A 14362-nucleotide genomic window follows, 5' to 3' on the forward strand; every position below is an offset into this window, starting at 1 on the left:
TTATTGCTTTTTTGCGATTTGTGCCATCAATGCTGCTTCTACTACTAATTTATTATTAGCGTAACCATAAGCTTGCATATGACAGATTCCCCTTCTAATTGGAGTGATTAATTCTGCTTTAAATATCAAAGTATCACCAGGTAATACTTTTTGTTTGAATTTCACATTGTCCATTTTCATGAAATATGTCAAATAATTTTCTGGATCTGGAACCGTACTTAACACCAAAACTCCTCCACATTGTGCCATGGCTTCAATTTGTAATACTCCTGGCATTACTGGAGCTTCTGGGAAATGGCCTACAAAAAAAGGCTCATTCATAGAAACATTTTTCATTCCAACCACATGACTGTCCGATAATTCTAAAATTCTATCAATTAACAGAAATGGAGGTCTGTGAGGTAAAATTTCCATAATTTTATGGATATCCATTAAAGGCGGCAAACTCAAATCGTATTGAGGTACATTGTTCCTTTTTTCTTGCTTGATAATATTTGCTAATTTCTTGGCAAATTTTGTATTGATAGAATGCCCTGGTTTGTTTGCTATTACTTTCCCTCGAATTCGAGTTCCTACCAAAGCCAAATCTCCAATCACATCCAACAATTTATGTCGTGCTGCTTCATTGGCCCAATGCAAAGTCAAATTATCTAAAATTCCGTTGGCTTTTACGCTAATTTCGTCTTTACCAAAGGCTGTTTTTAATTTTTCCATGGTTGATTCAGAAATCTCTTTATCAACATAAACGATGGCATTGTTTAAATCGCCACCTTTTATTAAATCATTGTCCAACAACATTTCTAACTCATGCAAAAAACTAAACGTTCTTGCATTTGAAATTTCTGCTTTAAATTCAGAAAGCGTATTCATATTGGCATTTTGTGTACCCAAAATTTGCGTACCAAAATCTACCATAGTTGTTACCTGATATTCATCAGAAGGCATGATCATAATTTCACTCCCTGTCGACTCTTCTTTGTAAGAAATTACTTCCTTTACGATATATTCATCAATAGGTGCATCTTGCTCAACAATACCTGCATTTTCCAAAGCTTCTACAAAATATCTTGAAGACCCATCCATAATAGGAGGTTCAGCAGCATCCATTTCTAGAATTAAATTGGTAACCCCTAGTCCAACAGCTGCGGCTAATACATGCTCAGAAGTATGAATAGAAACTCCATTTTTCTCTAAATTGGTACCGCGCTGCGTATCAACTACATATTCTGCTTTCGGCTCAATAGTAGGTTGACCTTCAAGATCAGTTCTTACAAAAGCATACCCGTAATTTACAGGCGCAGGCTTAAAAGTTAATGTTACTTCTTTACCAGTATGTAAACCGATACCAGAAAGTGTAATTTCATTTTTTATTGTCTGTTGATTCTTTTGCATCTTTATGATTCTTTTAATGCTTTAATTTCTTTTTCTAATTGTTCTAATTTTTGAATATGACTTGGCAATTTTTTAAAATGCACATAAGATCTGTTGTACTGAGTGGCATCATAAGCAGGTGTCCCTTTGATTACTGCATTGTCTTTGATGCTACTTGCTACTCCAGTATTCCCTTGGATTTTCACTCCATTTCCTATGCTAATATGTCCTGCAATGGCCACTTGACCACCAATCATACAATTTTCACCAATTTTTGTTGAACCTGCTACTGCGGTAATTGCCGCTATCACGGTATTGGCTCCAACTTCTACATTGTGTGCAATTTGAACAAAATTATCTAATTTAACTCCTTTCCCTATTTTTGTCGACCCTAAAGTAGCTCTATCAATGGCGGTATTAGCACCAATATCTACATGATCTCCAATTACGACATTTCCTATTTGAGGAATGGCTGAATATTCTCCATTTTCATCAGGTGCAAAACCAAATCCATCTGCGCCAATAACAGCACCAGAATGTATTTTACAATTTTTACCTATCTGAGTTTCCGAATATATTTTAACTCCCGCAAATAAGGTCGTTCCTTCTCCTATTTCAACATTGTCACCAATAAAACAATTGGGATAAATTTTCACATCATCTCCCAAAACAACATTCTGACCGATATGGGAAAAAGCGCCAAGATAAACATTTGCACCGAACTTCGCAGACTCACTTTTAAAATGAGGCTCTTCAAATCCTGATTTGTTATTTTTTATTTCATTATAAAACGACAATAAAGTAGAAAATGCCTTGTAAGCATCTGGTACTTTTATCAATGTTGTTGTAATTTCTTTATCTGGGGTAAAACTTTTATTTACAATGGCTACGGAAGCATGTGTTGTGTAAATATAAGGTGTGTATTTTTCATTCGATAAAAAAGTCAAAGAACCAGGTTCTCCTTCTTCAATCTTTGAAAGCTTTGAAACTTCTTCTTCGGGGTTTCCTACGACCTCCCCTTCCAAAATTTCTGCTATTTGTATTGCTGTAAATTTCATTATCTGCAAAAGTATAAAAATAATATGTATCCTGCTAAACCAATTTCTTTGGATAACAAACAAAATGTTTAACTACCGGATTGGTTAATGCTTGAATATTTAGTTGATCTGAAGCCTTTCCTAAATCCAAAATACTTCCGTTTTTAAACAAAATATTAATCTTACTTTTTGAAGAATTATACGCTTGATTTTCAACAGAATCTGTAAAAACAAAATACGGAAGCTCTTCTTCTGTATAGTTGTATAAGTTTTTATTTTCTATCTCAATCTCCTTAAACTCTTCAGAGCTAAGTTCATTTTTCAAAAATTCAATTCGCAGCAAATCTCTATTTATAATCATTTCCGACAAAGAAGAAAGTACCCGATCTGGATAACTGATCCATTCTTTTATTGCCGAAAGCACATCATAATCATCTAAACGCGCAAAACAAGCGACCGTTTCATTGCCAAAATTTTCTTTGTTAATTTGGTTTTGTAAAAAAAACTGAAAAGCTTTACTGGCAGGCAATTTTTCGCCTCTTTTTGATAAAACATTGGCACGCTTTAATAAGTTCACCAACATTTTTTCTGCCACCACTCCTGTTTTATGCAAATACACTTGCCAATACATCAACCTACGTCCAACAATAAATTTTTCGGCAGAATAAACACCTTTTTGCTCAAGAACCAATTCATCATTCACCACATTTAACATCACAATCAAACGTTCTGAATTTATATTTCCTTCCGCAACACCTGTGTAAAAACTATCGCGCTTTAAATAATCCAATCGATCCATGTCCATTTGACTTGAAACCAATTGCAGCATAAAATTACGTGGGTATTTTCCCTCAAAAATTTCAATAGCCAAACGCAACTTCCCATCAAATTGCTCATTTAATTCTCGCATATACAGTAATGAAATTTCTTCATGACTGATTCCGCTAACAATACTATGTTCCAAAGCATGAGAAAAAGGTCCGTGCCCAATATCGTGTAACAAAATGGCTATATTTAATGCTGTAGCCTCTTCATCAGAAATCTCAACTCCTTTTGCTTGCAGTGTTGCCACCGTTTTTTGCATTAAATGCATACAGCCAATGGCATGATGAAAACGCGTGTGGTGGGCACCTGGGTATACCAAATAAGACAATCCCATTTGAGAAATCCTTCTTAAACGTTGAAAATAAGGATGTTCAATTAAATCAAAAATTAATGCATTGGGTATTGTAATAAAACCGTAAATTGGGTCGTTTAAAATCTTTAATTTGTTCGTTTTTTTTGCGCTCAAAAGAATTATTTTTAAAAAAAGACAAAGATAACAATCTAAAGTAGTTAAAGGCCCATTCGGCTTATAATATTAACTACTCAAATTCATTGCTTTTTAGAGTAAAATCCTAAACAAAGCAATACAAAGAATTATAAAATATGAAAAGCATACACATACTATGGGTAGATGATGAGATTGAATTATTAAAACCTCATATTCTATTTTTAGAAGCAAAAAATTACACTATTTCCAAATGTACCAATGGCGCTGATGCCCTTGACTTGATCAAAGAGGAAAATTACGACGTTGTTTTTTTGGATGAAAACATGCCAGGTTTAACGGGTATTGAAACCTTAACGGAAATAAAAAACATAAAAACCAATCTTCCTGTTATCATGATTACCAAAAGTGAGGAAGAATATATTATGGAGGAAGCCATTGGTTCTAAAATTGCGGATTACCTTATCAAACCCGTAAATCCGAATCAAATTTTATTAAGTTTAAAGAAAAACTTAGACCATTCTAGATTAATTACAGAAAAAACAACCTCCAATTACCAACAGGAATTCAGAAAAATATCTATGGATTTGGCCATGGTAAATTCTTATGAGGAATGGATTGAAATTTACCACAAATTGATTCATTGGGAACTTGAACTTGAAAATATTGATGATACCGGTATGCTTGCCATACTTGAAAGTCAGAAACAAGAAGCCAACAGTTTGTTTTTTAAATTCATTAAAAGAAACTATGAAGATTTACTAATTGCCCATGACCGACCGGTATTTTCACACATGTTGTTTAAAGATGTGATTCTTCCTGAATTGGATACAGACAAAGGAACTTTGTTAATTGTTATTGACAACCTGCGTTACGATCAGTGGAAAGTTTTAGAACCACATCTACAACCTTTCTACAAAAAAACAAGTGAAACTCCTTTTTATAGCATACTACCTACAGCAACCCAATACGCAAGAAATGCGATATTCTCAGGATTGACGCCTTTAGAAATGGAAAAAAAACATCCTAACTATTGGAAAAACGACACCGATGAAGGTGGTAAAAACTTGTATGAAAATGAATTTTTAACTGCTCAAATTCAACGTTTAAAACCAGGCTTAAAACACGAATATTATAAAATAACCACCTCCAGAGCTGCCAAAGAATTGGATGATAATTTTAATGGTTTAAAAGGAAATGATTTAACCGCTGTTGTTTACAATTTTGTAGACATGCTTTCTCATTCAAAAACCGAACTAGATGTGATTAAAGAACTGGCTGGTGATGAAAAATCGTACCGATCGTTAACCTTGAGTTGGTTTAAAAATTCGCCAATATTTAGCACCATTCAAAAAGCACAAAAGGCCGGTATGAAATTAATTATCACCACCGATCACGGAACCATTAATAGTAAAAAGCCAACCAAAGTGATTGGTAACCGTGAAATTAGTGACAACCTGCGCTATAAAGTAGGTAGAAGTTTGACCTTTGAAGAAAAGGATGTGTACAGCGTTCGAAACCCAAAAGATATTTTCTTACCAACACAGCACATGAACAGTTCTTTTATTTTTGCTAAGGAAGATTTGTTTTTTGCCTATCCAAACAATTACAATCACTTTGTAAAATATTACAAAAACACCTATCAACACGGTGGAATTTCATTAGAAGAAATGATTATTCCTTGTGCTATTTTTGAACCTAAATAAAAAAGTTATTTCTTATTTTTGTGCCACTATTTAAAATAAAATGCAAAAAAAATATACTTTAGAACAGATCCCAGAAATTGCCAAAGAAATTATTGCAGCTTGCAATTCTAAATCGGTACTTTTTTATGCCGAAATGGGACTAGGAAAAACAACATTGATTAAGGAATTGGTCAAACAATTGGGCATTGATGATGTTGCCAGCTCTCCAACTTTTTCATTGGTCAATGAATACTTTTCAGAAAAGAACGGTACCATTTATCATTTCGATTTTTATAGAATTGAAAAAGAAGAAGAAGCCTATGATATTGGTATCGAAGATTATTTTTACAGCGACGCCTGGTGCTTTATAGAATGGCCATCTATAATTGAAAATTTACTACCTTTAGACTGTGTCAAAATTTATTTGAGTTTAAACGAGGACAACACAAGAACCATTCGCTTGGAAAAAGCATAACACTCCTTGTTTTTACTCACAATTATACAACAACCTATGAGTAAACATTTTTCTCCTTTTAGCTATGCGGAATTAATTCCACAAGAAGAAATGCTAGAAATAAAAAAACAAAAAGGGCAACTATTTATTGGACTTCCAAAAGAAACTTTTTTTGAAGAAAAGAGAATTTGTTTAACGCCTGATGCGGTGGCTGCCTTAACACAAAGCGGTCATAAAATAGTCATTGAAACAGGAGCTGGCGAATGCGCCAACTTTACAGACCATAATTACTCTGAAGCTGGAGCCAAAATTGCCTATCATGCCAAAGAAGTTTTTGACTGTCATATCATCTTAAAAATTGAACCCCCTACTTTTGAAGAAATTGCCTTAATCAAACCACAAAGTATTTTGGTTTCTGCATTGCAATTAAAAACTCAAACTAAAAAGTACTTTGAAGCTTTGGCGCAAAAAAGAATTACGGCCATTGCTTTTGATTTCATCAAAGACGATCAAGGAATTTATCCAATCGTTAAATCTTTAAGTGAAATTGCAGGTACAGCTTCCGTACTTATTGCTGCTGAATTGATGAGTACACAGAATAATGGAAATGGTGTTTTACTTGGAAATATTAGTGGTGTTCCTCCTTGTGAAGTTGTTATTTTAGGCGCAGGAACAGTGGGCGAATTTGCTGCAAAATCGGCCTTAGGAATTGGCGCGTCTGTAAAAGTATTCGACAATTCTATTTCTAAATTAAGAAACTTACAAAATAACACCAGTGCCACCGTTTATACATCTACTTTGCAACCAAGAACTTTACAAAAGGCTTTGATGCGTTGTGATGTGGTGATTGGTGCTTTGCGTGGAACTTCTAGATCACCTGTCGTAGTCACCGAAGAAATGATACAAAACATGAAACCCGGAGCCGTTATTGTGGATGTCAGTATCGATCGTGGTGGTTGTTTTGAAACTTCAGAAGTCACTACCCATAGCTGCCCCACCTTTGAAAAACATGGCATTACCCATTATTGTGTGCCAAATATTCCTTCAAGATATGCCCGAACAGCAACGGTATCTATCAGTAATATATTAACACCTTTTTTATTACATATTGCCGATCAAGGTGGCTTTGAACATGCCTTTAGGAGTGAACGTGTTTTGCAAAGCGGGATGTATTTTTACCATGGTATTTTAACGCACAAAGCCGTTGGAGAATGGTTTGACCTTCCGTATCGGGATATCAATTTATTGATTCTTTAAAAAGTTTATTGCCTTTTTAGAAGTAGCCAAAATCTTCCTGAAAAAAAATTATTGACCGATAAAAAATGAGTACTTTTACGGCTGAAATTTTATAAGTTATGAACTTAGCGAAACGAAGCTTTTACTTTTTTGGAGGTAGTATTATCGGAATTATTATTGTTCTTTTTATTGCCAAACAAAAAAACATCCAATTTCCTTACGGACCCGATTCACGTACTTTAAAAAGTATTCGTGTAAAACCACACTATTACTTTTCTGAACAAGCACAAAATGCCGTTGACACTTACGGATTGGATTCTATTAGAATTGCCTATTTATTAAGTGAAAGTGATGTGGACTTCTCTGAAAGCGATACAGACACAAGCAAACCTTGTCAAAAATATAAAATTAACGGTGAACTAAACGACTTAGAAGTTTCTCTTCTAGTGAAACGTTGTGACTCTTCCGCTACTTTTGAAAAAATTACTATCAACAAAAAATAATTCCCATGACCAAAGTTTTATTAGATGCTAAAAAATTTGAAAAAATAATTGATGGCAAACCTGTACAATTATTCACTTTAGAAAACAGTAACGGATTGGTTTCTGAAATCACCAATTTTGGTGGACGAATTGTAAGTTTATGGGCTCCTGATAAAAATGGTAATTTTGAAGATCTTGTATTGGGTTATGATCATATTGAACGCTATGAAAATCCGCCAAGCGAAGTTTATTTAGGCGCCTTGATTGGACGTTATGGAAATAGAATTGCCAAAGGAAGATTTGAACTGAACGGAAATATCTTTTCTGGCGCTATTAATAATGGACCCAATCATTTACATGGCGGACTCAAAGGTTTTTCTCATGTAGTTTGGGATGCCAAGCAAATTAACAAACAACAACTCGAACTTCGCTACCTATCAGTTGACGGAGAAGAAGGCTATCCTGGTAATTTACAAATTACAGTTAGCTATACCTTAACAGACGACAATGCTTTGGAATTGGAATACAAAGGCACCACAGATGCTGCAACACATGTCAATTTAACCAACCACTCTTATTTCAATTTGAAAGGAGCTGGAAATGGACCTGTAGCCGATCATTTGCTGCAATTAAATGCAGATCATTATATTCCTACCGATGAAACTGCAATTCCTTTAGGAAACTTAGAAAGTGTTGCCAATACTCCTTTTGACTTTAGAGAATTAAAATTAATAGGTGAAAATTTAAACGATGACAACAAACAATTAAAAATGGCTAGAGGTTACGACCATACAGTTGCTTTTAATTTGGCTGACAAAAATACAAGAGCTGTTTTAGCTATTGAACCTAAATCAGGTAGAACACTAGAAGTTTTTACCAACGAACCAGGTGCACAGTTTTATACAGGAAATTGGGTGACAGGTTGTGGAACTGGAAAACAGGGAAAAATCTACCTATCGCAAGAAAGTTTTTGCATAGAAACACAGCATTTCCCAAACAGTCCAAATCAAGAAAATTTTCCTTCTACCTTATTACAACCAGGTGAAGCATATTATTCTTTCTGTTCTTATAAATTTGGTGTGCAAGCCTAGACTTCTGCAAGTTTAGCCTACTCAAACCGACAAGCTAAGCCAACTGAAATATACAAGCTCATTCTATTAGAATGATAAAAAACCGTATCCTGACTATGTCGAGGATACGGTTTTTTGTTTAGTCACTTTCTTTCTAAAAGCTACAACTACTTTTCTTTCGCTTTAGAAATGACAAATACACCTATAATAACAATTAACGTCCCAATAACCTGATTTAGCGTTAGTGTTTCACCTAAAAAAATAGTAGCTAAAATAATCGTTGAAATAGGCCCTACACTTCCTATAATAGAAAAATTAGAACTTCCAATTACTTTTATAGACTGGGACACTAAAAAGGAAGGAATTACTGTCGATAAAAATGCCATTCCCATTCCCAAATAATAAACTTCATTTGGATAACTTTTCAATTCAAAATCATGCGTAAATAGATAATGAGCTACCACACAAACAGTAGAAACAATCATGGCATAAGACGTAAAACACAGAACGCCAAACTTAGGTATTAACCAGCCACTTCCTACTAAGTACATGGCATAGGTCAATGCACTTAAAAAGATCAAAGAAACTCCTTTATATATCAAATCACCGCTCAAATCTACTTCTCCAGAAAAAGCAATGAGTACACCTATATAGGTAATAACTATAGCCAGAATTTGTAGTTTGGTAATTTTTGTTTTTAAAAATATACGTGATAAAATAACCACCAAAGTAGGATAGATAAACAATACAATTCTTTCCAATCCTGCTTTGATATATTTAAGTCCTTCAAAATCGAAAAAACTTGCTAAATAATAGCCTACAAAACCAAAAAACACCAAGGCTAGGTAATCTGTCTTTTTAATTTCATTTGCTTTTTGTGGCTTTATTTTAAAGGCAATAACCAAATATACTGGCAAGGCAAAAAGCATGCGCATTAACAATAAGGTCACTGAATCTACCTCATAATTGTAGGCCAACTTTACCATGATGGCTTTGGCAGAAAAAAGCACTACACCCAAAACGGCAAACAATACACCAATACTCTTAGAATTTATTTTTGACATTCTACAAAGATTGGATTTCAGTAGAAACAATACCGAAACGATCAAGACTATATACGATGTTCAAACAAAAAACTAGCCGCCTAAACAAAACCTAAACAACTAAAAAACAAGCACTAATAGGCTATTTCGTTAAAAACACGCTACAATGAAAAGAAAATTATCTTTTAGTAACATCATACACAAATTCTTTATACCCCAATTCTCCACTTTTAGAAATCGCTTCCACAACAACTTTTACTTTCCCTACCAAATCACCATTGTAATAAGAAGTTGACGCCTTGCCCGTTTCAGGAATTTTCATGTTGGGTTCCCAATGAATTAACGATCTTTGATCTGGTTTTAGCCAATCTTCGGGCTCTAAATGAACATATTTTGGTTGGTAAAATTCTTTTTTTGAAGAAAATACAGGTAGCTCCATACTCGTAATTCCTGTAGGCTTTTTCGTTCCTCCCAAACCAACACCTGCTTTTGTGTAGATAGCCACAACACTAGAATTAAATTTAACACCTTCGTTAGACATCTCAGTTATAGTAGAATTACCATCGGACACCGTAAAACTACCAATATTTAAATCCGGAAATTTTTCTAAAAACAAATCTTCAAAAGAACTAATATCTTTGATCAACTCAACGCTACTAATTTGACTGGATGAAATAACAGCCACATGTGGGTAATCTTGACGTTCAACAACCTCTCCATCCAAGACTAAAAAAGTAGATTCTGAATCCGGAATATCAATGTACAAATCGCCTATAGAATCCATTTCTACATTTATTTCTGGAAAAGAATACATCAATACACTAAACAAACCCGTAGACCAACGTTCTTCCTTTTCTAAAATTTGTTTTCCCGAAATCACTGTATTTGGCAAGCCAAAACGCTCTGCCACCAATTTTCGGTTTTCTGTCATTAAATAACCTTTTACAATCACTTCTCCTAAATTTGTCACATCACTAGCTGTTTCAAAAGCTTTTACTTTTGTTTCTTTAACTAATAAATCTTCTTGAAATTTAGCAATCACCGTTTTATTTTTTTGTAGAAATTCTTTGGGTTCAAAACGGATTTCTGGAAGACTCCTTTCAGCTAGCACTACTTTGTAATAATTAGATTTTTCTGAATATTTTGATGTTTGAAACAACACCTCTAAATAATCCGTATATTCAGTGGGTAAATAAAATCGAAACTCGCCATTTTCCCCTGAGTTTTGCGTTTGAAAAGTTTTATGCTTTCCAAAAGTCATCATTCCTACACCAATGTTTTTTGATTTTTTATTGAATAGTTTTTTTCGAACTACACCATCAACAGATAGTTTTTTTTCTATTTCAAATTTCATTTTTTGATTGGTTAGTGGGTCTTCAAATTTATAGCGACTCCAACCTTGTGTCATCATTAACACATCCAAATGAAAATACTTTGCCTTACCATCACTAAAATAAAACCCCGAACTTTCAATAGTTCCTTTTAAATCAGAATTCAGTAAAAAGTAAGACAGTATATTTTGTCGTTCACTTTGAATACTTCCTTTTAATTCATCATCAATCACTAAAACCGAGACATCTGTTTCTACATCATCTCCTTTTGCATTTTTGGTAGAAATACTTAAATCAACCAATTCACGTTGTCTGTACTTTTCTTCATTAGTAGCTACATTTACAACCAATCTATCATCCAATCGCTCGTTAAAACATAAGCGCTCCGCAATCGGTCTATTCAAATCGTTTTTTAAAGTGAATTTCACCACCCCTTCTGGCAAACTCTTTTTAGAAATTCTTAAATTTATTTTGCCCTTTTTTAACGAGAAGTTTAAGTTGTGATAATTCACACCTCGACAAGTAGTTGTCAATTTCAAATCTTCACTAGTCAAATAGTTCGATTTTACAGAAATAACAATATCCTCTCTTGCTTTACTCACCGCCAATAAAGTTCCAATTTCCTTAATCGCTGGGAGTGCATATTTTTTCTGTTGAAGTTCTGAATTATTTGATTTTATCTTCGCAAAATATTTTTTCTTTGCAGATACGTTTCGCAATCCAAAAAGCCCCATCCCTAAATGATTGCTTCTAAATAAGGTAATCAAATTATCATTTTCATCTACAATGGTACCTTCAACCAATACACCTCTTCCAAAAACATCAACGGCTTTAAAACCAACCATGCTTGTCAGCCCATCTACTAAATCACCACTTTCTGGAAAAAACTGTAAATCGATGAAACGATTATTTACCGCTATTTTTTTTGAAAAAGTTTCTTTGTTTCTGGTCTCAAAACGCAAATTAATAAGATCGGTGTTTTTAGGAATTGAATCTTCTAAAAAATAGTTTTTCTCTTTTGTCGCTTTTACAGAAATATTTTTCGACGAACCTTTCCCGTAATCTAAAAAAACTTTCAATTTTCGTTTGTGCAGACTGTCAATCAAATAAGGATTCAACTTCAGTTTAAAATAATTATTTGCACTCTTTCCTTCTGCAACTTCCAAATTGGAAATTGAATTGTCGGTAATTAAACTTGTTACTACCTGAATATATTCCTCATACAAAAAATCGTTTTTAAAGTTTTGATTCCATTTGGTGTAGGCTCTAATTAAATAGCGTCCTTCGGAAATATCCTTCGTCAAATCAATATGTCCATATCCAAAACCATCTTCTAATTCTATAATTTTTGTGATTTTAATTTCTTTATTTTTATCAACCAAATCCACATACAACACCTTACTCAGTAAACTGGCTTCATGGTTAATGGCATTGGTTAACACTACCTTAAAAAATACGGTTTCGCTATTGGCGTACACTTTACTGTCTAATTGCAAATATATTTTTTCTGCCAAGGCACTTTGAGAATAAATGACAGGTTGGCTAAGCGCCTTTATAGAAACAAATAAAAGGAGGAATATTAATTTATATAGAGGATTGGTCTTTTGAATAGTTTGGCTTTTCATTTTTAGTTTTTTTCAAATATCCTACTTTTTTTTGAGTATCAGCCAACTACAAATGTAAAAAACACCTTTAATAGACTTTGCAATAGTATCACCAATTTATAAAGCCCTAACCAAATCAATTACTCCTCACAAAAAATCAAGACTCCATAGGAATTAAGTATCTTTGAAATTGAATTAGGATTTATGAAACTCAACATACAAAATACCTTTACCAAAGAATTACCTGCCGATCCTATTCTAGAGAATACTAGAAGACAGGTGGCCAATGCCTGTTATTCTTTTGTAAAACCTACTCCCACAGCAAAACCACAGTTGGTACATGCTTCAGAAGAAGTATCGGAATTACTTGGAATTACTAAAGATGATTTAGCTAGTTCAGAATTTTTAAAAGTATTTACGGGAAATTCAATTTTGGAGAACACCGAGCCTTATGCCATGTGTTATGGTGGACATCAATTTGGAAATTGGGCAGGTCAATTAGGTGATGGAAGAGCGATCAATCTTACCGAAATAAATTACAACAACCAGCAATGGGCCTTGCAATTAAAAGGTGCTGGAGCAACTCCTTATTCTAGAACAGCAGATGGTTTGGCCGTATTGCGATCTTCAATTAGAGAATATTTATGTAGTGAAGCCATGTTTCATTTGGGCGTTCCAACAACAAGAGCCCTTTCGCTATCACTTTCTGGTGATGACGTTTTAAGAGATATGTTGTACGATGGAAATGCCGCCTATGAAAAAGGAGCCATTGTTTGTAGAGTAGCCCCCAATTTTATTCGCTTTGGAAGTTTTGAAATATTGGCTGCCAGAGAAGATGTAAAAAACTTAAAAAAATTAGTCGATTATACCATCCAACATTTTTATACACATTTAGGAAAGCCTTCTAAAGAAACCTATTTGGCCTTTTTTAAGGAAGTCGCGACCAAAACTTTAGTCATGATTATTCATTGGCAACGAGTTGGTTTTGTGCATGGAGTAATGAACACCGACAACCTTTCAATACTTGGATTGACCATAGATTACGGTCCTTACGGCTGGCTAGAACCATACGATTACGACTGGACACCGAATACAACTGACAAACAAAACAAAAGGTACAGGTACGGAAATCAGCCCAATATTGGCCTTTGGAATTTGTTAAAGTTAGCCAACGCTTTGTTTCCTTTAATTGAAGAAGCGGCACCCTTAGAAGCAATTTTGGAATCTTATAAAACCGATTTTGAAACAAAACAATTGCAAATGATGAAAGCCAAAATTGGACTTTCAATTAGCGATAAAGAAGATCAAAATTTGATACAAGAACTGGAAAAAAACTTGCATGTATCAGAAACGGACATGACCTTGTTTTTTAGAAACCTTAGTACTGTAAATTCTAACGACACTTTTACAGAAGCACTTACTAAAATCACAGATGCTTTTTACAATCCACAAGAAATTGAAGGAGTGCTAAAAGAAAAATGGGAAGTTTGGTTTCAGAAATACACTACACGACTACAAAAAGAAAACCTGTTAGATGCTGATCGAAAAACAGCCATGAACCTTGTCAACCCCAAATATGTACTTAGAAACTATATGGCACAAATAGCCATTGATGCTGCCGATAAAGGAGATTATTCTGTCATTGAAGAATTATTTCAACTCTTGAAAAAACCTTATGATGAGCAAAAAAATTCGGAAAAGTGGTTTGTAAAAAGACCTGAATGGGCTAGACATAAAGTAGGTTGCTCAAAATTATCTTGTAGTTCTTAAGAAATTAAT

11 protein-coding genes are annotated in these 14362 nt (G+C 34.0%); 6 read left to right on the forward strand and 5 right to left on the reverse strand.

What is annotated here, in order from left to right:
- The 3 genes from FGM02_RS13950 to FGM02_RS13960 are packed head-to-tail and all read right to left on the reverse strand — an operon-like array spanning window position 1 to window position 3699.
- A complete protein-coding gene (locus FGM02_RS13950; RefSeq protein WP_139959107.1) occupies window positions 1-1392 on the reverse strand; it encodes a bifunctional UDP-3-O-[3-hydroxymyristoyl] N-acetylglucosamine deacetylase/3-hydroxyacyl-ACP dehydratase in 1392 nt (463 codons plus the stop codon).
- Between the two features lie 2 nt (window positions 1393-1394).
- The gene (gene lpxD, locus FGM02_RS13955) at window positions 1395-2429 is read right to left on the reverse strand and encodes a UDP-3-O-(3-hydroxymyristoyl)glucosamine N-acyltransferase (protein WP_139959108.1); all 1035 of its coding nucleotides are present in this window, start codon (window positions 2427-2429) and stop codon (window positions 1395-1397) included.
- 34 nt (window positions 2430-2463) lie between these two features.
- Window positions 2464-3699 (reverse strand): HD domain-containing protein, encoded by a 1236-nt coding sequence (locus tag FGM02_RS13960; RefSeq protein ID WP_139959109.1) that lies wholly within the window; start codon window positions 3697-3699, stop codon window positions 2464-2466.
- Window positions 3700-3836: 137 nt separating this feature from the next.
- Between FGM02_RS13960 and porX the strand changes: the two genes are divergently transcribed.
- The 5 genes from porX (at window position 3837) to FGM02_RS13985 (ending at window position 8626) form a co-directional block, all read left to right on the forward strand.
- A complete protein-coding gene (gene porX / locus FGM02_RS13965; RefSeq protein WP_139959110.1) occupies window positions 3837-5384 on the forward strand; it encodes a T9SS response regulator signal transducer PorX in 1548 nt (515 codons plus the stop codon).
- 40 nt (window positions 5385-5424) lie between these two features.
- Window positions 5425-5838 carry a tRNA (adenosine(37)-N6)-threonylcarbamoyltransferase complex ATPase subunit type 1 TsaE gene (gene tsaE, locus FGM02_RS13970; protein ID WP_139959111.1) on the forward strand — a complete coding sequence of 138 codons (414 nt, stop codon included), beginning with the start codon at window positions 5425-5427 and terminating at the stop codon, window positions 5836-5838.
- A gap of 36 nt (window positions 5839-5874) precedes the next feature.
- On the forward strand, window positions 5875-7074 hold the full coding sequence (locus tag FGM02_RS13975) for an alanine dehydrogenase (RefSeq protein ID WP_139959112.1): 1200 nt from the start codon (window positions 5875-5877) through the stop codon (window positions 7072-7074).
- A 98-nt stretch (window positions 7075-7172) separates the two neighbouring features.
- Window positions 7173-7556 (forward strand): DUF4258 domain-containing protein, encoded by a 384-nt coding sequence (locus FGM02_RS13980; RefSeq protein ID WP_139959113.1) that lies wholly within the window; start codon window positions 7173-7175, stop codon window positions 7554-7556.
- A gap of 5 nt (window positions 7557-7561) precedes the next feature.
- On the forward strand, window positions 7562-8626 hold the full coding sequence (locus FGM02_RS13985; RefSeq protein WP_139959114.1) for an aldose epimerase family protein: 1065 nt from the start codon (window positions 7562-7564) through the stop codon (window positions 8624-8626).
- Between the two features lie 146 nt (window positions 8627-8772).
- Here the strand turns inward: FGM02_RS13985 and FGM02_RS13990 are convergent, their stop codons facing one another.
- Both FGM02_RS13990 and FGM02_RS13995 read right to left on the reverse strand, forming a co-directional pair.
- Window positions 8773-9669 (reverse strand): DMT family transporter, encoded by an 897-nt coding sequence (locus FGM02_RS13990; RefSeq protein WP_139959115.1) that lies wholly within the window; start codon window positions 9667-9669, stop codon window positions 8773-8775.
- 157 nt (window positions 9670-9826) lie between these two features.
- Window positions 9827-12604, reverse strand: a complete 2778-nt coding sequence (locus FGM02_RS13995) for a hypothetical protein (RefSeq protein WP_139959116.1) — start codon at window positions 12602-12604, stop codon at window positions 9827-9829.
- 183 nt (window positions 12605-12787) lie between these two features.
- On the opposite strand from FGM02_RS13995, the gene FGM02_RS14000 reads away from it, so the two are divergent.
- Window positions 12788-14353 (forward strand): protein adenylyltransferase SelO, encoded by a 1566-nt coding sequence (locus FGM02_RS14000; RefSeq protein WP_139959117.1) that lies wholly within the window; start codon window positions 12788-12790, stop codon window positions 14351-14353.
- Window positions 14354-14362 lie beyond the last annotated feature (9 nt).

Origin of the sequence: Flavicella sediminum, from assembly GCF_006381105.1 — a bacterium.
Taxonomy (GTDB): domain Bacteria; phylum Bacteroidota; class Bacteroidia; order Flavobacteriales; family Flavobacteriaceae; genus Flavicella; species Flavicella sediminum.

Coding starts and splice junctions, on each gene's coding strand:
- FGM02_RS13950 (WP_139959107.1), bottom strand. CDS start 1,392: ATGCAAAAGAATCAACAGACAATAAAAAATGAAATTACACTTTCTGGT.
- FGM02_RS13980 (WP_139959113.1), top strand. CDS start 7,173: ATGAACTTAGCGAAACGAAGCTTTTACTTTTTTGGAGGTAGTATTATC.
- porX (WP_139959110.1), top strand. CDS start 3,837: ATGAAAAGCATACACATACTATGGGTAGATGATGAGATTGAATTATTA.
- FGM02_RS13985 (WP_139959114.1), top strand. CDS start 7,562: ATGACCAAAGTTTTATTAGATGCTAAAAAATTTGAAAAAATAATTGAT.
- lpxD (WP_139959108.1), bottom strand. CDS start 2,429: ATGAAATTTACAGCAATACAAATAGCAGAAATTTTGGAAGGGGAGGTC.
- FGM02_RS13995 (WP_139959116.1), bottom strand. CDS start 12,604: ATGAAAAGCCAAACTATTCAAAAGACCAATCCTCTATATAAATTAATA.
- tsaE (WP_139959111.1), top strand. CDS start 5,425: ATGCAAAAAAAATATACTTTAGAACAGATCCCAGAAATTGCCAAAGAA.
- FGM02_RS13990 (WP_139959115.1), bottom strand. CDS start 9,669: ATGTCAAAAATAAATTCTAAGAGTATTGGTGTATTGTTTGCCGTTTTG.
- FGM02_RS14000 (WP_139959117.1), top strand. CDS start 12,788: ATGAAACTCAACATACAAAATACCTTTACCAAAGAATTACCTGCCGAT.
- FGM02_RS13975 (WP_139959112.1), top strand. CDS start 5,875: ATGAGTAAACATTTTTCTCCTTTTAGCTATGCGGAATTAATTCCACAA.